The 22040-nt window shown below is 63.1% G+C and carries 18 protein-coding genes and 1 tRNA gene; 13 read left to right on the forward strand and 6 right to left on the reverse strand.

Annotation, left to right across the window (positions count from 1 at the left end):
* Nucleotides 1-127 precede the first annotated feature (127 nt).
* The 6 genes from JQ635_RS12585 to JQ635_RS12610 all read left to right on the forward strand — a co-directional run bounded on the left by JQ635_RS12585 (nt 128) and on the right by JQ635_RS12610 (nt 7769).
* Nucleotides 128-1393 (forward strand): NHLP bacteriocin system secretion protein, encoded by a 1266-nt coding sequence (locus JQ635_RS12585; protein ID WP_211410171.1) that lies wholly within the window; start codon nt 128-130, stop codon nt 1391-1393.
* The gene (locus JQ635_RS12590) at nt 1386-3551 is read left to right on the forward strand and encodes an NHLP family bacteriocin export ABC transporter peptidase/permease/ATPase subunit (protein ID WP_211410172.1); all 2166 of its coding nucleotides are present in this window, start codon (nt 1386-1388) and stop codon (nt 3549-3551) included. Before JQ635_RS12585 ends, JQ635_RS12590 begins: the two co-directional genes overlap by 8 nt.
* Nucleotides 3548-6433, forward strand: coding sequence for an NHLP bacteriocin export ABC transporter permease/ATPase subunit (locus tag JQ635_RS12595; RefSeq protein ID WP_211410173.1), 2886 nt, complete (start codon nt 3548-3550; stop codon nt 6431-6433). The genes JQ635_RS12590 and JQ635_RS12595 overlap by 4 nt, the downstream gene beginning before the upstream one ends.
* Before the next feature lie 272 nt (nt 6434-6705).
* Nucleotides 6706-6885 (forward strand): hypothetical protein, encoded by a 180-nt coding sequence (locus JQ635_RS12600; RefSeq protein WP_211410174.1) that lies wholly within the window; start codon nt 6706-6708, stop codon nt 6883-6885.
* Nucleotides 6886-6939: 54 nt separating this feature from the next.
* Complete coding sequence (locus JQ635_RS12605; RefSeq protein ID WP_211410175.1) at nt 6940-7167, forward strand: hypothetical protein; 228 nt, start codon at nt 6940-6942, stop codon at nt 7165-7167.
* A gap of 125 nt (nt 7168-7292) precedes the next feature.
* The gene (locus JQ635_RS12610; RefSeq protein ID WP_211410233.1) at nt 7293-7769 is read left to right on the forward strand and encodes a cyclic nucleotide-binding domain-containing protein; all 477 of its coding nucleotides are present in this window, start codon (nt 7293-7295) and stop codon (nt 7767-7769) included.
* A 385-nt stretch (nt 7770-8154) separates the two neighbouring features.
* On the opposite strand, the gene JQ635_RS12615 is transcribed toward JQ635_RS12610, so the two are convergent.
* The 5 genes from JQ635_RS12615 to JQ635_RS12635 form a co-directional block, all read right to left on the reverse strand.
* Nucleotides 8155-8230, reverse strand: a tRNA-Lys gene (locus JQ635_RS12615).
* 168 nt (nt 8231-8398) lie between these two features.
* The gene (locus tag JQ635_RS12620; protein WP_211410176.1) at nt 8399-9004 is read right to left on the reverse strand and encodes a Spy/CpxP family protein refolding chaperone; all 606 of its coding nucleotides are present in this window, start codon (nt 9002-9004) and stop codon (nt 8399-8401) included.
* Nucleotides 9005-9214: 210 nt separating this feature from the next.
* Complete coding sequence (locus JQ635_RS12625; RefSeq protein ID WP_211410177.1) at nt 9215-10216, reverse strand: TRAP transporter substrate-binding protein; 1002 nt, start codon at nt 10214-10216, stop codon at nt 9215-9217.
* Between the two features lie 222 nt (nt 10217-10438).
* Nucleotides 10439-12001 carry a 2-isopropylmalate synthase gene (locus tag JQ635_RS12630; RefSeq protein ID WP_211410178.1) on the reverse strand — a complete coding sequence of 521 codons (1563 nt, stop codon included), beginning with the start codon at nt 11999-12001 and terminating at the stop codon, nt 10439-10441.
* A 647-nt stretch (nt 12002-12648) separates the two neighbouring features.
* On the reverse strand, nt 12649-12909 hold the full coding sequence (locus tag JQ635_RS12635; RefSeq protein WP_246583479.1) for a hypothetical protein: 261 nt from the start codon (nt 12907-12909) through the stop codon (nt 12649-12651).
* A gap of 276 nt (nt 12910-13185) precedes the next feature.
* Between JQ635_RS12635 and JQ635_RS12640 the strand changes: the two genes are divergently transcribed.
* Both JQ635_RS12640 and JQ635_RS12645 read left to right on the forward strand, forming a co-directional pair.
* Nucleotides 13186-14409 carry an SMP-30/gluconolactonase/LRE family protein gene (locus tag JQ635_RS12640; protein WP_211410179.1) on the forward strand — a complete coding sequence of 408 codons (1224 nt, stop codon included), beginning with the start codon at nt 13186-13188 and terminating at the stop codon, nt 14407-14409.
* A gap of 138 nt (nt 14410-14547) precedes the next feature.
* On the forward strand, nt 14548-15669 hold the full coding sequence (locus JQ635_RS12645) for a D-alanine--D-alanine ligase family protein (protein ID WP_211410180.1): 1122 nt from the start codon (nt 14548-14550) through the stop codon (nt 15667-15669).
* A gap of 83 nt (nt 15670-15752) precedes the next feature.
* Here the strand turns inward: JQ635_RS12645 and JQ635_RS12650 are convergent, their stop codons facing one another.
* Nucleotides 15753-16919 carry a hypothetical protein gene (locus JQ635_RS12650; RefSeq protein ID WP_246583480.1) on the reverse strand — a complete coding sequence of 389 codons (1167 nt, stop codon included), beginning with the start codon at nt 16917-16919 and terminating at the stop codon, nt 15753-15755.
* A 223-nt stretch (nt 16920-17142) separates the two neighbouring features.
* Between JQ635_RS12650 and JQ635_RS12655 the strand changes: the two genes are divergently transcribed.
* From JQ635_RS12655 to JQ635_RS12670, 5 genes are all read left to right on the forward strand, one after another.
* Nucleotides 17143-18240: an NAD(P)/FAD-dependent oxidoreductase gene (locus JQ635_RS12655; RefSeq protein WP_211410181.1), complete on the forward strand. Its 1098-nt coding sequence runs from the start codon at nt 17143-17145 to the stop codon at nt 18238-18240.
* A gap of 251 nt (nt 18241-18491) precedes the next feature.
* A complete protein-coding gene (locus JQ635_RS39210) occupies nt 18492-18626 on the forward strand; it encodes a hypothetical protein (protein WP_283826652.1) in 135 nt (44 codons plus the stop codon).
* Between the two features lie 100 nt (nt 18627-18726).
* The gene (locus JQ635_RS12660) at nt 18727-19602 is read left to right on the forward strand and encodes a branched-chain amino acid ABC transporter permease (protein ID WP_211410182.1); all 876 of its coding nucleotides are present in this window, start codon (nt 18727-18729) and stop codon (nt 19600-19602) included.
* A 1-nt stretch (nt 19603) separates the two neighbouring features.
* Entirely contained in the window at nt 19604-20530 is a 927-nt protein-coding gene (locus tag JQ635_RS12665; protein WP_211410183.1) for a branched-chain amino acid ABC transporter permease, read from the forward strand.
* Nucleotides 20530-22011: an ATP-binding cassette domain-containing protein gene (locus JQ635_RS12670; RefSeq protein ID WP_211410236.1), complete on the forward strand. Its 1482-nt coding sequence runs from the start codon at nt 20530-20532 to the stop codon at nt 22009-22011. The genes JQ635_RS12665 and JQ635_RS12670 overlap by 1 nt, the downstream gene beginning before the upstream one ends.
* The last annotated feature ends 29 nt before the right edge of the window (nt 22012-22040 follow it).

Consider the following 22040-nt stretch of genomic DNA (forward strand, 5'->3'; position numbering starts at 1 on the left):
GATTGATCGCGACCCGTTGTAGGACAATTCACTCCTATGTATCATCGGAGCCTACTCCGGAAGTTCCAAGTTATTTTTTGACGAACAGAAAGTGGTTGTGCCGGGATCATTTGCGGAGACTTGAAGCGTGACCGACGGCCCCGAACATATCTTTCGTGCAAGCGCGTTGCAGCGCGCGGCGTCTCCAGACGAACTCGACCATCTTGTCGCGATCACCAAGCCCGCCGACTGGATCCTGGCCGCCGTTGTCACGGTCGCACTGGTTGCGGCGCTGATCTGGGGGATCTACGGCCGGATTCCCTCCCGCGTGTCGGGACAGGGAATTCTGGTCGGCAGCGGACGCGTCATCGATGCAGTCTCTGCCGCGGAAGGACGGCTCGCTTCGCTCAGCATTTCCGTCGGCGATCATGTCGAACGCGGGCAGTTGATTGCCCAGATCTCGCAGACCGACATCGAGCAGAAGTACGCAAATGCGGTGGAGACCTATAAGGAGCGTCAGCGCGAGCATGACGACATGGCCGCTAACGTGAGGTCGGAGCTCGCGGCCAAGGCCTCCAATTTCGAAAAGCTCGAGGCCGCCTTCAACAAGGTCATCGAAGCGACCGGGCAGCGCGTTCAGTCGCTGGATATCGACGTGAAGAATCTCGAGCAGCTCATGGCCAAGGGGCTGACCACGCGGAAGACGCTGGATGATCGCCGTCTCGAGTTGACCGAGGCGCAGCAGCGTCGGATGGACTCGCAAAACGAGATCCTCAAGCTGCACGCACAGAAATCCGATCTCCAAACCCAGCGGGAGCATGAATTGCAGCAGGCCGAGTTCGCGGCCAATAATGCTCGCCGCGAGATGCAGGCACTCGCCGGCACCCTGGGGCGCAATTCGCAGATTCTCAGTCCGATCGCGGGGCGCGTGCTCGAGATCAAGATATCGACCGGTTCGGTGCTCGCCGTCGGCACGCCGGTGGTTCTGATTGAAGACGAGGGCTCGAAGGTCGAGGCGGTGGTTTATATCCCCGCCGAGCAGGGCAAGAGCGTCAAGCCGGGCTCGCAGGTGCGCATCGCGCCCAGCACTGTCAAGCGCGAGGAGTTCGGCACGATGATCGGGACCGTCTCCAGCGTGTCGGAGTTTCCCGTCACGCCGCAGGGCATGACCGCGGTGCTCCATAACGACCAGCTGGTTAAGGTGTTCTCCCATGACGGCGCGCCCTATGCCGTGGCCGTATCCCTGGAGCGGGACGAGACGACGCCGAGCGGCTATCGATGGGCCGTCGGCAAGGGACCACAGGTTCATCTGACCAGCGGCACGCTCGTTCAGGCCGAAATTACCACCCGAAACCGGCGTCCGCTGGATCTCGTTGTTCCTCTCATCAGGAAGCTGACCGGGATCGATGGATAGTCCTGCCAAGCCTTCTCCGGGGGTCAAGAAGACACCCACCGTCCTGCAGATGGAAGCGGCGGAATGCGGCGCGGCCTGTCTCGCCATGGTGCTGGCGCATTATGGCCGCTGGGTGCCGCTCGAGCAGTTGCGCGTCGAATGCGGCGTATCGCGCGATGGCAGCAAGGCGAGCAACGTCGTCAGGGCGGCGCGCCGCTTCGGCCTGTCCGCCAAGGGCTTTCGGCAGGAGGTCACGACGCTGCGCACGACGCCCACGCCCTGCATCATCCACTGGAATCTCAATCATTTCGTCGTTCTCGAGGGGCTCGACGGAAAGTTCGCGTACATCAACGACCCGGCCTTTGGGCGAAGGCGAATCGGTCTCGACGAGCTCGACAGGAGCTTCACCGGCGTCGTACTCGTTTTTGAGCCGACCGCCGGGTTCATTGCGCAAGGAAGCAAGCCTGGCGGACTGCGCCTGCTGGTCCGAGAACTGCGTGGATCGAAGGCAGCTGTCGGGCTGCTTCTCCTGCTCAGCTTCGTCATGGTTCTTCCGGGTCTCGTGGCCGCGAGCTTTTCGAAGATTTTCGTCGATGACATCCTGATCCAGCATCTGGATGGATGGTTGCGTCCGCTCCTGGTCGGCATGGCCGCCACCGCACTGATCCGCACTATTCTGGTGTTGCTCCAGCAATCACTGTTGCTGCGGCTGCAGACGAAGCTCTCGGTGGTGATGATCAGCCGCTTCCTCTGGCGGGTGATGGCATTGCCGATGGAATTCTTCACCCAGCGCCACGCCGGCGATATCGCGACGCGCGTTGCGGCCAACGAGCAGATTGCCCGACTGCTTGCAGGCGGCATTGCCGCGAATGCGCTCAACCTCACCTCCGTCGTGTTCTTCGCGCTGGCCATGGCGGTCTACGATCTCTGGCTTGCGGCGATCTGTATTGCCTTGTCTCTGCTCAACGTGCTGCTCTTGCGCCTGTCGCATCAACGACGGGAAGATCTCAGCCGCGGGCTCTCGCAAGAACGCGGAAAGTTGCTGGGAGCGGTGGTCAGCATCGTCAGGAGCATTGAGACGATCAAGGCAAGTGGCCTCGAGGACGAGGCGTTCGGGCAGTGGTCTGGCATTCAGGCCAAGCTTCTCAATGCAGAGCGCGACCTCGCCTCGTCGTCGATCATGCTCGACATGATCCCGACGCTGATCTCCGGATTGACCATGACGGCGATCCTCGGCTTCGGAGGTTTGCGGGTGATTGAAGGCTCGCTGACGCTCGGCAGCCTCGTCGCGTTCCAGGCGCTGATGGCAAGCTTCTCGGAGCCTGTTTCGGCGCTGGTCAATCAGGCCAGCGGCTTTCAGTTGATCCGGGGCGCGCTCGACCGCCTCGAAGACGTCTACAACTATCCGCTCGGCGACAAGCCGAAGGAAGGCGGATCCGAAAAGCGTTTCCCAGCTAAGCTCGCCGGACGCGTCGAACTGAGGAATGTACAATTCGGCTATTCGCTGCTCGAGCCTCCGCTGATCTCCGATCTTTCGATTGCCATCAGCCCGGGATCGCGGGTGGCGATTGTCGGCGCGTCCGGAAGCGGCAAATCGACGCTTGGTCGCCTGATTTGCGGCCTCAACAGGCCGTGGTCCGGGGAGATCCTGATCGACGGGGCCCCGCTTGGGGACGTGCCGCCCGAGATCCTCGCCAACTCCGTAGCCTATGTGGACCAGGATATCTTCCTGTTCGAGGGCACGGTGCGAGACAATCTCACGCTCTGGGACCGGACGACGCCGGACGTCGATCTGACCAGGGCGCTGCAAGACGGGCAGATCCAGGGTGAGATCGCCATCAGGGCCGGCAATTACGATACTTACGTCAGCGAGGGTGGAACGAATTTCAGCGGCGGGCAGCGCCAGCGCATCGAGATCGCGCGTGCTCTTGTCGGCCGCCCTTCCGTCATCGTTCTCGATGAAGCCACGGCAGCGCTCGATCCGGTCACAGAGAAGGCGATCGACGATAATTTGCGCCGTTCCGGCTGCACCTGCATCATCATCGCGCATCGTCTGAGCACGATCAGGGATTGCGACGAGATCATCGTGTTACGGCAAGGCAAGGTTGTCGAGCGAGGGACGCACGAGAGCCTCCTCGCCCTCGCCGGCGAATACGCAAGGCTGGTGTCCCAGGAATGACCCGTTCGGCTGAAAACATCGTGTCGGGCGCGAGCCTCCTCTCGACGGAGCTTCCGGTCGATATGGCGCTCGATGGTCGCAGGCCCGTCCTCCTCAATCACCGCGGCCATGTACTGGAGGTCATCGCCGGTCATCTCGACATCTTTGCTGTCGATGTCGACGATGGCGAATACGGAAGCAGACACCATCTGTTTCGAATCGAAAGCGGCGATGTTATCCCCGATCTCCAGGCGCTCGCGACATCCGCAGCACACAGCGTCAGCTTCATCGCAGTCGGCACCGACGGAACGCGCGCGTCAGCGCGATCCAGGTCGGATCTCTCGGCAGCTCAGGCCACGCGCTGGATCGAACGGTTGGCGCGCTTCGTCGCAGGCCCTGCGCCGCACTGGCAGATGGCCGAGTTGCCGGAGGGCGAAGCCCGATTGTCCCCGAACGAATGCGGCCGGGGACCCATGCGTGGACTACTTTGGCTGACGGTGGAGCGCGGCGACCTCAATCTGATGGGCGTCGCCGTTTCTTATGGGGCCGGAAGCCGGCCGCTGCCGCTGACCTCGGGCTTATGGGTCGAGGCGGGCCCGGAAGGCTGCAGCGTGACCGCAACAGGCGTTGCGCCCGCCTCGATCTGGCCGGCAATCGATCAGCTCCACCAGAGCTTCGTCACCTGCGTCCAGCGCATTCTGGAGCATGAAAGGCTCGCCGAGAGTGAGCGTTTGGCGAGCCGGAATGCTCTTGCGGCGTCGCAGTCGATGGAAGCCTTCGACCGCCTGTCAGGCATCATCGGGCGGCGCTTTGATCATGACTCGGTCGATGCATCGTATTCCGACCGGCTGGCCGGCGCCTGCCAACTTGTCGGAAGCGCTATGCGCACGCCTATCGCGGTCCCCGGTCGAATCGATGGCAGCCGGCAGGAATTCGCTGACCTGACGCAAATCGCGCTCGATGCCCGTCTTCGGCTGCGGCAAGTCCTGCTGCGGTCGCGCTGGTGGCGAACCGACGCCGGCCCACTGGTCGGCTGGTTTGGCGAGAAGCGCGATCCGGTCGCCCTGGTCTACGAGCCGCGCCGCGGCTACATCATGATCGATCCGCTGACGAAAGCGCGTCGGCCGGTCAATCGCGCCGTCGCGGCGCAGATCGCTTCGGACGCGGCGATGTTCTATCCGCCGCTGCCGTCACGCTCCCTGAATTTCAGGGATCTTCTTCAATTTGCCCTACGCTATGCGCGTGGCAGCGGTCTGCGCATCGCATTGGCGGTCGTGATGATCGGGCTTCTGTCGCTGGCGACTCCCTTTGTCACCAACCTGCTGATCAGCTCAATCATCCCGAGATCGGAGCTCGACCAGCTCGTGTTCTGCGCTCTCGCGCTTGGCCTGACGGCACTGGCGGTAGCCAGCGTCCAAGTCATGCAGGGGCTTGTCATGCTCCGCATGGAAGCGACGATCGACTGGCGATTGCAGTCGGCGTTGATCGATCGTCTGCTCAGGTTGCCCACCGCGGTCTTCCGGGAATTCACGGCGGGCGAGCTGGTGGACCGCGCGATGGGCATCGACGCCGCGCGGCGTGCGCTGACAGGCCACGCGTTGCGCGGCATGATCGCAGGCCTATTCTGCATCTTCAGCCTCGGCTTGATGGTCTACTACAGCCCGAAGCTGGCCTTGCTCGCGATTGGGCTGACATTCGTCAGGGCGGCCGCCATCATTTTCACTAACCTGCTGCGGCTCTATTACGAGAACAAGCACTTCAATCAGCAGGGCAAGGTCAGCGGATTCGTCCTCCAGTTGCTGATGGGTGTCGGCAAGTTGCGCGTGTCGGGAGCGACCGGGCGCGCGCTCGGAATTTGGTCGAAGCAGTTCGCGACCCAAAAGCAATATTTTGTCTCCTCGCAAGTTGCTGGCAACGGCCTCGGCGCATTCGAGACGGCCTTTCCAACCCTCGCGACGCTGATCATATTTGCCTACGCATCCTATTCGAACAGCAACCTGCTCACGGATCTCGGCACGTTCTTCGCGTTCTTTTCCGCCTTCGGGCAATCGATGGGGGCCGTCGGCTCCTGGGCGAGCGGCGTGAGTGAGGCGCTGATCGCAATACCACCGATGCTCCGGTTGCGGCCTCTGATCGCGAGCCCGACGGAGATTTCAGATGAGCGCAAGGCGCCGGGAGAACTGTCCGGTTCGATCGAGCTTGCGCGCGTGTCGTTCCGGTATCTGTCGAGCGGCCCTCTGGTGCTCGACAACGTCACATTAAAGATCGCGCCGGGCGAATACGTCGCGCTCGTAGGTCCATCCGGAAGTGGCAAATCCTCCCTGTTCCGGCTGCTGCTGGGGTTCGAGCGACCGGAATCGGGCGCAGTGTTCTACGACGGAAAATCAATCGAGACGCTGGATGCAAGCGGCTTACGGCGACAGCTTGGTGTCGTCTTGCAGAGCGCCAGGTTGGCTAACGGGAGCATCTACGAGAATATCTGTGGCGGACTTCGACTGCCGCTCGATCAGGCCTGGGAAGCCGCCCGGCTCGCCGGCATTGAAGAGGACATCAAGGCCATGCCGATGGGCATGCTGACCCAGATGGCCGAAGGCGTCAGTACGCTTTCAGGAGGACAACGTCAGCGCATCATGATCGCGCGCGCCATCGCGCGACGCCCACGCGTCCTGCTGTTCGACGAGGCGACGAGCTCCCTCGACAATCGATCCCAAGCCATCGTTAGCGATGCCCTGGAAAATTTGAATGTCACTCGGATCGTCATCGCTCACCGGCTGAGCACCGTGAAGAGAGCGGATCGGATCATCGTGCTGGTCGACGGCAAGATCGTCGAAAGCGGCACGTTCGAGGAGTTGACCGCCGCCGCCGGTGCTTTTTCGGCGTTTGCACAGCGGCAGATGCTTTAATCGCGGTACCCCCGATCCATTCGCGCCGAGAAACAGCTCAAGCCCGGTTAGGCGTCGGAGGCTAGCCCAAATCGTGCGTTCTTCCGCACCCTCGGTCGATATCTACAGGCTCTGGAACCGCAGTGCAGTTGCGAAACCGGTTCTCATTTCGCGGAAGAAAAGCAGCCGCTTGCCTCTGTGATGGATATCACAGCCTAAACAAACCGCCCGCGCTACTCCTGCGACCACCGGATGAGAGGGGATGGCCCCTCGTTGGCAAGCGGGAGACAGAAATGATTGAGCGCAGCAATCGAGACCGTAGAGAGCTGGACGACCGTGAATTGGAGTCCGTGTGCGGTGGCTTCATCAACGATGGAGGCTGCATTGGTCCCTGGATTGTGGATGGAAAGATCACGACCCATCAGCCGGCCGGGCCGAACCCCTGGTTGCCTGGTGGCATCTTCCACCGCTGAGAACCACACGTTCAAACGTTTCATCAACACATCATCTGAAGAGGAGCGACCAAAATGCTGAACCTGGAACATGCAAAACCGGAAATCATCGAACTGAACGATGCGGAACTTGAAGCGGTCGTCGGCGGCAACTGGCTCGGCGACGCCTTCCGCGCCATCGGCGGCGCCATCAAGGACGCCGTCCTGTGGGTCGGCGGCTTCATCGCTGGCGGTTTGCAGGGCCCGGGTAACCTGCGCGGCCCGTTTGGCCCGGGCTCGGGGCCGGGGCAGCCGCCGTTCTGAGCTAGTTCTTCCAAGCTGCAATTGGAGGTCGCCTCGTTCGGCGGCCTCCTTCATTTTCGGCTGCGCGCAAGCCGTGCCGGAAAGATGCATTGATTGCGGTTGAAGCAGCGGCGTATAGTATTCTGATGGCTGTCAGCTCGCCCGATCTGAAAGCGTTCTTGCTCGCGACACCTTTTTTCGGTGGCCTTTCAGATACGAGTCTCGACTTGTTGCTCTCCATGTTGGTCGAGCGCAGGGTTCAGGCAGGCCAGATCGTTGTCGCTGAAGGCGATCCCGGACGTTCGATGTTTGTCGTCCATTCAGGAGAGCTTGAGGTACGCAGGCAAGGACATTCAGGCGAGCTCATTCACACGGCTGATCTCGGGCCAGGGGATTTCTTTGGCGAGATGACCCTGATCCAAATGCAAAATCGATCGGCCACGGTCACGGCAACGACGCCAGCCGTGCTCTACGAGCTGACAGCCAAGAACCTGTACGCCTATTATAAGGCTGACATGCCCGCCTATATCATAGTGCTTCAAAATGTTAACCGCGAGCTCTGTCGCCGCCTGCGTCGCGCAGATGAACGTGTTGCGGAGCTGCTGCACCAGCTACGTCAATGAACGCGCGCCGATCGCGGGGCTTGCAACCGGATCGGGCACGACGGCCACCGGTGGAACTAGCCTCTCGATGCGAACTCGCGTCACTCGAAGCTGACACAAGAGCGCGTCGGGGCGCTCGTTTACACGCGGAAGTTCGCCTCTTGGCCCGTCGCTTCCGTCGGTGCGAATCATCGGTTGTTCGCAATTTACGGATCCAGCGTGCCGCTTTCGAATTCGAAGAGCTGACGTGGGTCATCAGCAGGCTATTGTCACCGCTCCATGAAGCGCCCAACTGATCGCAACAAATCGTAGACTAGCCTGCGAAATCGCAAGCAATCGTAGCGAGATTTCCCAACTAAAAAGGTCCGTTCCGATGTGCAATCGCTTTAAGCAATTGATCTCGCTATGGTGGGCGCACCAGGGCTCGAACCTGGGACCCGCTGATTAAGAGTCAGCTGCTCTACCAACTGAGCTATGCGCCCGAAGGCCGGTCAAAGCCTTGCGAGGCCGGTCGTTTAGCAAAGCGATCCGGGTCTGGCAAGCGATGTAGCGCATGTTTTCCAAGGTTCTTCCACAGCCCCGAAAAAGCGAAAAGCCGCTGGATTCCAGCGGCTTCGCCAAGGCTAATCCCCGGGAAATCCCGGACTCGCTCAGAGCCGGCCCTCGCGGTCCCGGTCCGGGCCGCCGTCGCGGTCGAAACGGTCACGGTGGAAGTGCTCCATGCCCCTCTCCATCATCCGGTCCATGCCCCGTTCCATGAAGTGGCGGGGCGGGCCGTCCTCGCCGCCGCCGAACGGGCCGCGGTGGCGGGTCAGCACGGCGAGGCGCCGCTTCTGACCCTCGTCGAGGGTCTTGTAGAGCGGATCGGCGGCATCGGCGATCTTCTTCAGGGCGGCGGAGCTGGCGCCCATGTCCTCGGCGCGCTGGCGCAGGCGGGCAATCGGATCGTCCGGCTTATCGGCGCTCCCGGCATCACCCGGGCCGGCATTCATGCGCGCATTGGCGCGATCGATGCGCAGCTTGGCGAAGTCGCGCACGGCGGCCTCGACCGGCGGCCACAGCTTTTCCTGATCGGCGTTGAGCTTCAGCCCGGCATGGACGGCGGCGATCCGCGCGTCGACGAAGGCGGCGCGGTCTTCCGGGTTCATGCGGATGTGGCGGAAGTGCTCCATCCACGGGCGATGATATTGGGCATAGACCGCGCCCGAGCCGGCAATGCTGAGCACGGCGATGGCGGCGATGGTGAACTTCCTCATGACGTACCTCCTCTGGAAGGATGCGCGTGAGGATGAGCGCGAGAAGGCTGACGCGCAACTTACAACTTGGACAGGAAGCCGTTCTTACAGAGATGTAACTACCGTGAATGCCTGTTCAGATGCAGGCTGAAACGATTTGCAACAAAAGGGGCTTCCGTGCCGGCACGGAAGCCTTTTGTTCATGCATTATATGTCCACGCGTCGCGCGAGTCAGTTCGTCGTGCTCTTGGCTTCCTTCAGAAATTCGTCGATCAGCGGCTGGCCAACGCGGCTCGCGGCATCCTTGTAGACCGGCTCCATGGCCTTGCGCATCGCCTCGTCCTGCTCGCCCGTAAGCTTGAGGATCTCGCTCTTGCCGCTCTTCCTGATCTCGGCGAGCGCGTCGTCGTTCTCCTTCTGCGATTGCGCGTTGTTGTAATCGGTCGCTTCCTTCATCGCCTTCGACAGCTGGTCGCGGATGTCGGCCGGCAGGTCGTCCCAGAACTTCTTGTTCACGATCACGACGTAGCCGATGTAACCGTGATTGCTCTCGGTGATGTACTTCTGCACCTCGTGCATCTTCTGGGTATAGATGTTCGACCAGGTGTTCTCCTGGCCGTCGACCACGCCGGTCTGCAATGCCTGGTAGACCTCGCCGAAAGCCATCACCTGCGGCAGCGAGCCGAGCGCCTTGAACTGGGCCTGCAGCACGCGCGAGGACTGGATGCGGAACTTGACGCCCTGATAGTCGGCGGGTGCGATCAGCTTCTTGTTCGCGCTCATCTGCTTGAAGCCGTTGTCCCAGTAGGCAAGGCCGGTGATGCCCTTGGTGTCGAGCAGCTTGAGCAGCCGCGCACCGAGCGGGCCTTCCGTCACCTTCCGCAGCGTTTTCAGGTCGGGAAGGATGTAGGGCAGATCGAACACCTCGAACTCGCGGATGCCGAGCGGGCCGAACTTGGAGTTGGACGGCGCCAGCATCTGCACGCTGCCGAGCTGGAGCGCCTCGAGCTCTTCCTTGTCCTTGTAGAGCGTCGAGTTCGGGTAGACCTCGACCTTGACCTTGCCGCCGGTGTACTTCTCGGCGAGCTCCTTGAACTTCTCCGACGCCTTGCCCTTCGGCGTGTCGGTGGCGACGACGTGGCTGAACTTGATGATGATCGGCGATTGCGCCGATGCCGGCCCGGTCAGCGCCAAAGCCGCAATCGATGCCGCAGCCCAAATGAGTTTCCGCATGCTTCCTCCAGTACGTTTTTGTGGGGCGCGGACCGCCGGCCCCAAACCTTAAATTCTTGGGAGCCAGATTTATAGGGAAGCAGGCTGAGGCGCCATTGCCCCTTAGCAGGGGTCTCCTTGCAAAAATGCGGTATCCGAGCAGAAACGCCGGCGTGGGCGATCAACGAAAAACGCGGTGCCGAGGGCACCGCGTTTCCGCCGTTTCATCCGGAACGTGAGCGTTCAGCTCGCCGCCGCCGTTGTCACCGTGTCGCGCTGGCGCTTCATGACGATCTTGTTGAGCGCGCCGAGATAGGCCTTGGCCGAGGCCACCAGCGTATCCGGGTCCGCCGCACGCGCCGTCATCGAGCGGCCGTCCTGCGACAGCCGCACCGAGACTTCCGCCTGCGCGTCGGTGCCTTCGGTGACCGCGTGGACCTGGTACAGTTCGAGCTTGGCCTCGTGCGGCACCAGGCGCTTGATGCAGTTGAACACGGCATCGACCGGACCGTTGCCCTCGGCCTCCTCGATCTTGATCTGGCCGTCAACGTCGAGCTTCATGGTCGCACGCTGCGGGCCATGGGTGCCGGCGATCACGGTCAGCGAGGTCAGCTTGATGCGGTCGTGCGAGGCCGCCATCTCCTCGTCGACCAGTGCCTCGATGTCCTCGTCGTAGATGTCCTTCTTGCGGTCGGCCAGCGCCTTCATCCGCGTGAACGCATCTTCCAGCTGGTTCGGGCCGAGCTTGTAGCCCATCTCCTCCAGCTTGTGCACGAAGGCGTGGCGGCCGGAATGCTTGCCCAGCACCAGAGAGGACTGCTTCAGGCCGACCATCTCGGGCCGCATGATCTCGTAGGTGGAGGCGTCCTTCAGCACGCCGTCCTGATGGATGCCGCTCTCATGCGCGAAGGCGTTCCGGCCGACGATCGCCTTGTTGTACTGGACGGGGAACGAGGTCGCCGCCGACACCACCTTCGAGGCGCGGGTCAGCTGCGTGGTGTCGATCTTGTTCCAGTAGGGGAATTTGTCGTTGCGGACGTTGATCGCCATCACGATCTCTTCGAGCGCAGCGTTGCCGGCACGCTCGCCGATGCCGTTGATGGTGCACTCGACCTGACGCGCGCCGCCGACGATGCCGGCCAGCGAGTTCGCCACGGCCATGCCGAGGTCGTTATGGCAATGCACGGAGAAGATCGCCTTGTCCGAGTTCGGCACGCGCTCGATCAGCGTCTTCATGAAGTGGGTGTATTCCTCCGGCACCGTATAGCCGACGGTGTCGGGGATGTTCACGGTCGTCGCACCGGCCTTGATGACGGCCTCGACAATGCGGCACAAAAAGTCCATCTCGCTGCGGGTGCCGTCCTCGGCCGACCATTCGACGTCGTCGATCTGGTTGCGGGCGCGCGCGACCATGGCGACCGAGGTCTCGAGCACTTCTTCCGGCGTCTTGTTCAACTTCACCCGCATATGCAACGGCGAGGTCGCGATCACGGTGTGGACGCGGCCGCGCTTGGCGAACTTCACGGCCTCGGCACAGCGGTCGATGTCGGCTGGATGCGCGCGCGACAGACCGGCGATCACCGAGTTCTTGGAGCGGCGGGCGATCTCGCTCACCGCTTCGAAGTCACCCTGCGAGGTAATGGGGAAGCCGGCCTCGATGACGTCCACGCCCATATCATCCAGCAGCTCGGCGACCTCGAGCTTCTCCTCGAAGGTCATGGTAGCGCCGGGGCACTGCTCGCCGTCGCGCAGCGTGGTGTCGAAAATGATGACGCGGTCCTTCTCGGACTTGTTCACGGTGGCCATTTCAAATTCCTTTTGAGCTTTTGCGCCGTTCAGACCGTCTTGGTCCGTTGGCGCTTGAGGTGTCCGGTGATCTCGACCAACCCCTGAGCGCCCAGGCGCGTTGCGCCCAGCCGGCCCTCAGGGGCAGCTAAGAAGAAGCCCGCCAAGAAGGAGGGTGGGCAGCGCGGCCGGGATCGTGGCGGCGGCCAGAGCCACCTCCTGCGAAATCCCATCAATTTGGCCGCGAATCAGCATTGCCAGACCCTTTTGAGCCCTCAAATCTTCGGCCAAAACCGTTGACGGTTGGTTGCCGGGAGGCCCGATGGGCCTGTTTCTAGACGAGAAACGGGCGCAACTGCAACGCCAAAAGATGGTCAGGATAGCTGACCTGGTTGCAGGTCGATCGCATCCCCTCAGCAAGCGTCCTTATCAGCCCCGTCATCCTGAGGTGCGAGTGGCGCGATGCAATCAGCATCGCGCCGGGAGCCTCGAAAGATGAACGGCCGGGATGCATCCGGGCCGTCGCCCTTCGAGGCCCGCCCTGCTGTGCAGGGCGCGCACCTCAGGGTTACGGTGATGTCGGAGAGTTCGCGGTAGCCTCCGCGTCCTTGCGATACAAAGGCCCCGGATTGTGCTTCGCTAAATCCGAACTGGGGAACAACGTCAAGCTATCCCGCGCGGCGGGCGCGGGCCCTGCTCTCCCAGCGATCCAGCATCTGGCCGAGTTCGCCGGTGACCACGGGCGCAGCCTTGTTCGTGACCTCATTGGTGTTGGCGGGCGCGTTGGCGCTGAGCCAATCCGGCTCGGTATATTCGCGCCAGCGGCGTGCTTCGGCCCGCCTTTTGCGGGAGACGTGGGCGCGGGTGAAATAGCCGGCGGCGAACGCAGCCGCGAGCAGCATAACCAATACGACGACAGCTACCGCCATGAGTTCCGGCCTCTTCTCCCCCGCACACCGTTCTGCCAGCATCGCGCGCGAGGTCAAGGCTTGACAGGTCTCAAAACCGGCACCGGTTAACAGCTCGCGGGCGAGGCGAATTGTCGCCCTGCACCTTGCAAGGCTGCAATGCGGCGATGTTGCGGCGCTCTCGCGACATCGCGCAGAGGATGCGAACCTCCCCCTCGCAACTGTCACCGGACCGGACTAACCTTCGCGCCGCTCGGCCGGATCAACCGGCCAGCCGAACATAACCGGGAGGACGCGATGACACGCCAGGAGGCTCCTGAGCAGGAGCAGAATGCTGCGCTTTCACGACGAACACTTGTCCGGGGACTGGCGCTCGGCGCCGCCGCCACAATGGCCGGCCCCGCGCTGGCCCAGACCGGGCCTGCCGCTCCACCGACGACGATCACCACTCCGCCGCGCGATTTCGGCCCCAACGGCGCGCCGACCACCTATTTCTGGGACCCCGACATCATCGCGGTCGATCCGTCCTTCGAAGATCTCGCGCAGCCCAACACCGCGATCAAGCGCCTCTATACCGGCGTGCTATGGGCCGAGGGCCCGGCCTGGAGCGCACAGGGCCGATATCTGTTGTGGAGCGACATTCCCAACAACCGGCAAATGCGCTGGACCGAGGACGACGGCCGCGTCAGCGTATTCCGCTCGCCTTCCAACAATTCCAACGGCAACTCCTTCGACTTCCAGGGCCGCCAACTCTCCTGCGAGCACCTGACGCGCCGGGTGACGCGCTACGAGCATGACGGCACCGCCACGGTGCTGGCGGATTCCTATCAGGGCAAGAAGCTGAACTCGCCGAACGATGTCGTCGCGCATCCCGACGGCAGTTACTGGTTCACCGATCCGCCCTATGGCGGCCAGCTCTATGAAGGTGAGCCTGACGTCGCGGGCGGGCCGAGCAATGCGGGCGGCAAGCTCAATCCGCGCATCGGACAGCCCGCCGGCTTCGTGCCGGGAAAGCGCGAGCTGCCGACCAACTGCTACCGCATCGACCCCTCCGGCCGCATCGATCTCGTCGTCACCGAGGATCAGGTGCCCGACCCGAACGGCCTGTGCTTCTCACCCGACTACAAGAAGCTCTACATCGCCTCGACCGGCAAGGGACCGGGTGACACCGGCCCCGGCGGCAAGGGCGAGATTTTTGTCTTCGACGTCGGCACGGACAACAAGCTCTCCAACCCTAGGAAGTTCAGCGATTGCGTGATCGACGGCGTGAAGTGCGGACCCGACGGCCTGCGCTGCGACGTCAACGGCAATCTCTGGGCCTCCAGCAATGCCGGCCGCGCGGTCGGCTACAACGGCGTGACGGTGTGGTCACCGGAGGGCAAGCTGCTCGGCCGCATCCGCCTGCCCGAAGTCTGCGGCAACGTCTGCTTCGGCGGCCCCAAGCGCAACCGCCTGTTCATGGCCGCGAGCCAGTCGCTCTATGCGGTGTACACGGCGACGCAAGGCGCGGGGCCGGGCTGAAGGGCATCGGCCTTTGATTGCGGACAGGGCGCCGGCGTGCCTCGCCGGCGCCCAACTGTTTGCGCCGATGCGCCAACCGGGCAACAGAGGTGACTTTCGGACAGAGCACGTCATAATTGAGCCATGACAGAGAAAATATTGGCAGACAAAATTCGCGTCGTTGTTCTCTATGGCGGCAGGTCCGGCGAGCACGAGGTCTCGCTGAAATCGGCGGCTTCCGTATTCAGGCATCTCGACCGCACCCGCTTCGAGGTGATCCCGGTCTCCATCGACAAGGAGGGTCGGTGGCAATGGAACGATCTTGGTGCGCTCGATCTGGCGCAGACGACGTCCTTGCCGATCCTGCCCGACGCGCCGGAGATACGGCTCGCCAGAGAACCTGATGGGCGCGTCACTCTCATGCCGATTTCCGTTGGGACGATGAACCCGCGCGAGATCGACGTCGTCTTTCCGGTGATCCACGGGCCGCTTTGCGAGGACGGCACCGTGCAGGGCCTCCTGGAATTGGCCGACGTCGCCTATGTCGGATCCGGCGTCCTCGCCTCCGCCGTCAGCATGGATAAGGACGTCGCCAAGCGGCTCGCCGAGTTCGCCGGCATTCCGGTCGCGCCCTATCGCGTGCTCACCCGCAAGGCCTTCGTTCAGGACCGGTCCGCGTCTCTTGCGAAGGCGGTCGAGGGGCTGAACCTCCCGGTCTTCGTCAAGCCGTGCAACATGGGCTCCAGCGTCGGTATTCACAAGGTGAAGGATTGGGATGCGCTCGGAGCCGCCCTCGATGATGCGTTTCGCTACGATGTCAAGGTTCTGGTCGAGCAGGGCATCGACGCACGCGAGATTGAGGTCGCGGTGCTCGAGGGCGAGACGCTGTTCGCGAGCCTCGCCAGCGAGCTGAATCCCAATGCCCATCACGAGTTCTATTCATACGAGGCAAAGTATCTCGATCCCGACGGCGCCCGGGTCGACCTTCCGGCCAACCTCGACGCAGCACAGATGGAGCGCGTGCGGTCGCTGGCGACGCGGGTGTTTGCGGCGCTCGAATGCAGCGGCTTTGCGCGCGTCGACTTTTTCCTCGACCGGCAGGGCGGAGAGTTCTGCTTCAACGAGATCAACAACCTCCCCGGCTTCACGTCCATCAGCATGTATCCGAAGATGATGGAAGCCTCGGGCGTGCCGTATGGCGAGCTGCTGACGCGTCTCGTCGATCTGGCGCTGGACCGGCACCGGCAGCGGCAATCGCTGGAACGGGGTTACGCGAGCTAGGCACCGACGCGATCCGCCGGCGCCCGATCTGACCGCCCCAGGCTGACCTCAGCCGAGGTCATCACCGGAGGCGGTATGGCCCGCTAATCATCGCCACGCTTTGGCGGCGCCAGCACAGCGGTCCGATTGGCGGGTACGATCTGCGGCTGGAACGCGAACACCTCGCGGCTGCGGTCGTCCACGAACACCTTCAGCCAATGCACGTCGTTGTTGCCGTTCGCCTGGTTGTCGCCGAAGGTCTCGACGCGGACGAAGTTTTCCAGCCGCCGGCCCTTGGCATCGAGAAATGGCCGGTCGATACGGAAGTAATGCGAGTCGCCATGAACGTAGGCGACGGGCCTGCCGAAGGCGACCACCTCATCGCGCAGCGCAACCAAGAAAGCCTGGAAGCCATCCGGATTGGCGTCCGTTTGCGCAAGCGTCTTCGGATCACGCAACGGCGCGCGGGTTCCGTCCGACTGATCCCAGCCCGGGTCCGCCTGCGAGATGAACATGATGGCCGCGGCGCGATATGTTCTCGCGACCTCGAAGGTCTGCTGCATCCAGAGGATATTGGCGTTGTTGCGCGCGGCCCATTCGGCATCGTCGGGGAGCGTATCGCAACGATTGTTGCACGATCCCTGGATGTTGAGTGTGGCGTAGACCACACCTTTCATGATCCAGCGGCGGTTCTCGACGCAGCCGGTCAGCTGGTTGTTGTGATCGAGGCACAGCTTGTCATGCTGCACCTGCTGCTTGATCGGCCGCTGCCCAAGGGAATAGTCGGTGCTGAAGAAAATCTTCCGCTCGTAGTCGAGCCTGTCGCGCGAGTTGAACGAGCCGTTCGCCGGGCGATCGCAGTCGGTCCAGTCATTGTCGCCGGGGGTCACCATCGCAGCCGACTTCAGGGAGTTGAAATATTTGAGCCCCTGCTGATAGAGAGCGTCGCTGCACGTTGTAGGGGTCACGGATCCCGGCGTGCCGCTGCCGGCTTTCAGGTCGCCATCATGCACCGTGAAGACCAGCTTCTGGTCGTTCATGTCGGCGATCAGATTCGGCACGCCGACCTGCGCCTGGAGGTCGGAATACGGCAGATCGCCCCACAGCCCGATGGCATAAGCCCGGCTCTCGCCTCCCCTGCCCCGGTCATCATCGTCAGCGCGCACGCTGACGACCGAAAAAATCGCAAGGCAAACTGCAAGCACGAGAAAGCTCATCTTGCGCAGCTTGCCGTAGACGCCTTCCGACTTCCCTTCACCAAGTCTCGTCATGGTCTCTCCCCAGAGCAGCTTTGGACAAAACACGGCTCACCGCAGGCAGCAACGTTGAGTTGCCCTGCGCCAAACCCGATCTACGAAAATGAGAAGAAGCCCCACCTGCGGCTTCAAATTGCCGCAGTGAACGTATCCACCGGGTGTGACGCCCACGTGAAACATTTTGAAACGCGGCACACCTGATGAAGTCGCGAGCCGCGGGAGCGACAAGGGAGAGAGCATGCGCGTTGTGATCTGCGGCGGCGGTGTGATCGGGGCCTGCACGGCTTATTTCCTGCGCCGCCGCGGCATCGACGTGACTGTCGTGGAGCGGACCGAGGTCGCGGCCGCAGCGTCCGGCAAGGCCGGCGGCTTCCTGGCGCAGGACTGGTGCGCCGGCACGCCGCTCGATGCGCTGGCCCGGCGCAGCTTTGCGCTTCACAGGCAACTGCCGGAGGAGATCGCGGGCGACTGGGGCTACCGGCCGATGACTGCCTATAGCGGCTTCGTTGCGTCCGACGGCGACGCGCGCCGGGATGCACCATCCGCACTTGGTTGGCTCAGCGACGGCGTCGTCATCGCACAGCGCATCGGCACGGCGAAGACGACTGCGATCGTTCATCCCCGCAAGTTCACGTGGGCGGTGATGAATGCGGCCCTCGCGCAAGGCGCCACGCTTCGCGCCGGACGCATCACCGACATCGTGCGCGATGGCGATCGTGCGACGGGTGTCGAGGTCGAAGGCAGCGTCGTCGCGGCGGATGCCATCGTGATCGCGATGGGACCGTGGTCGCTGCTCGCGGCGCAATGGATGAGCCTGCCCGCCGTCTACGGCCAGCGCAGCCCGAGCATCGTCTACGACACCGCCGCCGACGTGCCGGCCGAGGCGTTATTCCTGGAATGCGAGGAAGACGGCAGCGCGGTGTCGATCGAGGTCTTCCCGCGTGCCGACGGCAGCACGCACATCACGGCTCTTTCCGACATCGCGGCGCTGCCGCTCGATCCCGCCGCCGTGACGCCCGACGTTGATGCGATCGCGCGGCTGCAAACCATGTCCGAGCGGCTGTCGCCGCTGTTCCGTCCCGAAAGGATCATCGCGCAGCAGGCCTGTTTCCGTCCGGTGACGCAGGACGGCTTGCCGCTGATCGGCAAGGTGCCTTACAGCGAAGGCCTCTATGTTGCGACCGGACACAATGTCTGGGGCATCCTCAATGCCCCCGCCACCGGAGAAGCGTTGGCCGAGTTGATCACTGAAGGCGCAACGCGCGAGGTTGATTTGTCGCCCTTCGATCCCACCCGGCTGACACCGCTCGATCCATCCCTGCTGCAAGCACGCTGAACCGCTTGACGACATCACGGCTCGCCGATCGCTCGCAGCCGTTGATACTCACGCATACCCATCGACGGAATCTGCATGCCTGCGCGCGCAATGGATGTCGCGCATCTATTCTGCCTGCAAATTGCGCAAGCTCTCAACTTTAGTCCGCCTCTCACAATCCTGAATGCAGTTTCACTTGCCGAGAAAGTCTCGGCCGGTATAGTCGCGACACAATGGCTCACAAGAGGCCTGTTCAAAGGGAGAAGAACAAGATGAAGAAACGACTCTCTGTTGCGTTGCATATGGCGTGCGACACGGCCGCGACCGGCGCACCGAAGGACGTTGCAAAGGCCGGCGCAAAGGCCAACGTCTGGCTTCCGAGCCTCATCGAACCCATCACAGGCTGATCGGGACTGCTCTCCGGGCGCGAGCCCGGCAGCATTCACGTGCGCTCCATACAGCACCTTCTCCCTCAAGGAGGCAGCTCGTCTGCCTGGCCAATCATCTATGCGAGCTTTCCAGATATTGATCGATGGCTTTGCCATCAGTGCGCTCTACGCCCTCGGTGCCACCGGCTTCACGCTGATCTTTGGCGTCTCGGGCGTCCTCAATCTCTCCCACGGGGCCATCATGGTGGCGGCAGCCGTCGCCGCCTGGGCCGCCGCCAGCATCCTCGGTGTCGGCACCTATGCCGGCGCGCTGATCGGCGTCGGCGTTGCGCTCCTCACGGCGTTTGCCACCTATTTCGCGGTGGTGAAGCCGATCCAGGATTCCCGGCGCATCCCGAACGAGGAGAAGGAGATCTTCGTCCTTACGGGGACGCTGCTCTGGGGCATCATGATCCAGGAGCTGATCGCCTATTTCTTCACCAACAACGCCAAGACCGTGCTGCCGATCGTCGAGGGCGTGGTCGAGATGCTCGGCGTGCGCACGCCGCGCAACGAGATCTTCACCGCCATCGTGTGCTGCCTCGTGATCGCGCTGCTCTGGCTGCTGGTGAACCGCACCCGCACCGGCAAGGCGGTGCTCGCGGCCTCGATGAACCCACGCGGCGTCACCCTGCTCGGGCTGGAGCTCACCAACATCTACATCGTGGTCTGGGCGATCTACGGCATCCTCGCCGGCATTGCCGGCGTGCTGCTCGGCATGTTCTTAGGCGTCAGCTCCTACAGCGTCGGCCCGCTGACCGCGAGCGCGTTCTCGATCGTCGTGCTGGGCGGCCTCGGCAGTGTCTCCGGCTCGCTGATCGCCGCCTTCGTGGTCGGCTATCTCGAAACGCTCACCGCCTACCTGCTCTCGCCGGCGTACCGCACCATCCCGGCGCTCTTGCTGCTCGTGTTTGTCATGTACATCCGGCCCCAGGGCCTTCTGGGGAGGCGCTGAGATGGCCGGCTTCTTTACCTCGCGCCTGTTCTTCATCTCTCTGGCGCTCGTCGTGATCGCGGCGACGCTGCCGCTCTACGTCTCCGGCTATGTGCTGGGCCTACTCACCGTCGCCTTCTATTTCGGCGTGTTCGCGATGGCCTGGGACCTCCTGTTCGGCTTTGCCGGCGAAGTGAACTTCGGCCCGACCTTCCTGATCGGCGTCGGCGCCTACACCGCCGGCATCCTGAACGCCCAGTTCGGCTGGTCGGTCTATGCTTGCATCGTGCTCGGCGCGTTCGCCTCCGTCGTCGCGGGGCTCGTGCTGGCGCTGCCGGCGCTCAGGGTGCGCGGCCCCTATTTCGGCCTGACCACGCTGGTCGCGGTGTTGATGCTGCAGAACTTCATCGTCGTGTTCGCCGACCTCACTGGCGGTGAGATCGGGCTCACCATCCCCGACGTCATCAGCATCAATGCCGGGACGAATTACTGGATCGCACTCGGCTTCATGACGATTTCAGCGGCGATCCTCTACGGCCTGTCGCAATCGCCTGTTGGACTCGTGCTCCAGGCGAGCGGCCAGGATCCGGTGCAGGCCGGCGCGCTCGGCTTCAACATCGTCAAGCACAAGCTCGCGGCCTTCATCGTCTCTGCATTCTTCTCGGGGCTCTCTGGCGCACTCTTGGTGTTCTACTTCGGCACCGCCTCGGTCGGCACCGTAGTCGACGTCGCGGTCGGTGTGAATGTCATCGTCTCCGCCGTGCTCGGCGGCCGGCGCACCGTGCTCGGCGCGGCGCTGGGTGCGATCTTCCTGATCGTCGCCGGCGAGTTCTTAAGGCCCACCGGCGAGCTCGCCACCTTCATCGTCTCGGCGGTCGCGCTGCTCGTCGTGCTGTTCTTCCCCGGCGGCTTCTTAGGGGCGGCCCTCTCGCGCGAGGCTCGCTCGTGATGGATATGAGGCTTTCAAACCGGGCCGTGCTCGAAGTCCGCGGCCTGACCAAGCGCTTCGGCGGCCTGACCGCCGTGAAGAACCTCGGCTTCGAGGTCAACAGCGGCGAGATCTTCGGCCTGATCGGGCCGAACGGTTCGGGCAAGTCGACCGCGATGAAGAGCGTGATGGGCATCGAGCGCCCGACCTCGGGCGAAGTGATCTTCGAAGGCGAGGACGTCGCCGGCCTGCCCGCGCACAAAATCGCGCGCAAGGGCTTTGGCATGGTGTTCCAGCACTCGCGGCCGCTAAACCGGCAGACCGTGCTGGAGAACATCATGGTGGCGCTGCTGCCGGACAGCCTGTTCATGCTGTTTCCGGACAAGGCGCTGGTCGAGCGCGCCAAATGGATCGCCGAGCGCGTGGGCCTAGGCAACGTCATGAACCGCCGCCCGCCGACGCTGCCCTTCGCCGACCTCCGCCGGCTCGAGCTTGCCAAAGCCATCGCCCGCGATCCCAAGGTCGTGCTGGTGGACGAGCCCTTCGCCGGGCTGACGCGGGCCGAGGTCGACATCTTCTCCGACCTGATCCGCAGCTTTCGCGATGACGGCCGCGCGGTCATGCTGGTGGACCACAACGTCAAGAGCGTCGCCGCGCTCGTCGACCGCGTGCTCGCGATGTATCTCGGCGAGGAGATCGTCACCGGCAAGGCCGAGGACGTCATGCGAAACGAGACCGTGCGCCGAGTCTATCTCGGCGGCGCCATCGAGACCCATGCCCGGCCCGAGACCAGCTTTAGGGATAAGGTGCCGCTGCTCCAGGTCGAGAATGTCAGCGTGTTCTATGGCAAGGCGCAGGCGCTGGAGAACGTCTCGATCCACGTCCACGAGGGCGAGTTCGTCTCCGTGGTCGGCCTCAACGGCGCCGGCAAGACCACGCTGTTCAACACCATCTCTGGCTTCCTGCCCTATAGCGGCAAGATCGTGCGCGGCGGTAACAAGTTGCGCGGCACCAGCCCGGCGAAGATCGCCCGCAGCGGCCTCGTGCAATGTCCGGAATCGCGCGAGCTGTTCGGCGAGATGAGCGTGCGGGAGAACCTCGATCTCGGCGGCCAGCATCTGTCCGACGACAAGCGCGCCGCGCAGCTCGCCTGGCTGTTCGAACTGTTCCCGATCCTCAAAGAGCGCCAGGGCCAGATGGCGCAGACGCTATCGGGCGGCGAGCAGCAGATGCTCGCGATCGGCCGCGCGCTGATGATGCAGCCGCAGATCCTGATCCTGGACGAGCCGACGCTGGGCCTTGCCCCCGTCATCCTCGAGCAATTGTCCAAGGCACTCACAAAACTGCGGCAGACCACGGCGATCACGGTGCTGCTCGGCGAGCAGAACGTGACCTTCGCGCTACCGCACGCCGACCGCGTCTATGTGCTCGAACACGCCAGGATCGTCTGGGAGGGCGATCCCGGCCGCTTCGCCAGCGAAGCCGGCGCCGATTTTCTGTAAGTCCTCGACATCAACAAAAAGCATAGAAA

This window comes from Bradyrhizobium iriomotense (assembly GCF_018130765.1).
In the GTDB taxonomy this organism is placed as follows: Bacteria; Pseudomonadota; Alphaproteobacteria; order Rhizobiales; family Xanthobacteraceae; genus Bradyrhizobium; species Bradyrhizobium iriomotense_A.

What these genes read in the sequence shown, in the direction of transcription:
- JQ635_RS12595 (WP_211410173.1), top strand. Translation starts at nt 3,548, where the DNA reads ATGACCCGTTCGGCTGAAAACATCGTGTCGGGCGCGAGCCTCCTCTCG.
- JQ635_RS12625 (WP_211410177.1), bottom strand. Translation starts at nt 10,216, where the DNA reads ATGCGGAAACTCATTTGGGCTGCGGCATCGATTGCGGCTTTGGCGCTG.
- JQ635_RS12620 (WP_211410176.1), bottom strand. Translation starts at nt 9,004, where the DNA reads ATGAGGAAGTTCACCATCGCCGCCATCGCCGTGCTCAGCATTGCCGGC.
- JQ635_RS12635 (WP_246583479.1), bottom strand. Translation starts at nt 12,909, where the DNA reads ATGGCGGTAGCTGTCGTCGTATTGGTTATGCTGCTCGCGGCTGCGTTC.
- JQ635_RS12655 (WP_211410181.1), top strand. Translation starts at nt 17,143, where the DNA reads ATGCGCGTTGTGATCTGCGGCGGCGGTGTGATCGGGGCCTGCACGGCT.
- JQ635_RS12600 (WP_211410174.1), top strand. Translation starts at nt 6,706, where the DNA reads ATGATTGAGCGCAGCAATCGAGACCGTAGAGAGCTGGACGACCGTGAA.
- JQ635_RS12605 (WP_211410175.1), top strand. Translation starts at nt 6,940, where the DNA reads ATGCTGAACCTGGAACATGCAAAACCGGAAATCATCGAACTGAACGAT.
- JQ635_RS39210 (WP_283826652.1), top strand. Translation starts at nt 18,492, where the DNA reads ATGAAGAAACGACTCTCTGTTGCGTTGCATATGGCGTGCGACACGGCC.
- JQ635_RS12665 (WP_211410183.1), top strand. Translation starts at nt 19,604, where the DNA reads ATGGCCGGCTTCTTTACCTCGCGCCTGTTCTTCATCTCTCTGGCGCTC.
- JQ635_RS12630 (WP_211410178.1), bottom strand. Translation starts at nt 12,001, where the DNA reads ATGGCCACCGTGAACAAGTCCGAGAAGGACCGCGTCATCATTTTCGAC.
- JQ635_RS12640 (WP_211410179.1), top strand. Translation starts at nt 13,186, where the DNA reads ATGACACGCCAGGAGGCTCCTGAGCAGGAGCAGAATGCTGCGCTTTCA.
- JQ635_RS12670 (WP_211410236.1), top strand. Translation starts at nt 20,530, where the DNA reads ATGGATATGAGGCTTTCAAACCGGGCCGTGCTCGAAGTCCGCGGCCTG.
- JQ635_RS12660 (WP_211410182.1), top strand. Translation starts at nt 18,727, where the DNA reads ATGCGAGCTTTCCAGATATTGATCGATGGCTTTGCCATCAGTGCGCTC.
- JQ635_RS12590 (WP_211410172.1), top strand. Translation starts at nt 1,386, where the DNA reads ATGGATAGTCCTGCCAAGCCTTCTCCGGGGGTCAAGAAGACACCCACC.
- JQ635_RS12610 (WP_211410233.1), top strand. Translation starts at nt 7,293, where the DNA reads ATGGCTGTCAGCTCGCCCGATCTGAAAGCGTTCTTGCTCGCGACACCT.
- JQ635_RS12650 (WP_246583480.1), bottom strand. Translation starts at nt 16,919, where the DNA reads ATGACGAGACTTGGTGAAGGGAAGTCGGAAGGCGTCTACGGCAAGCTG.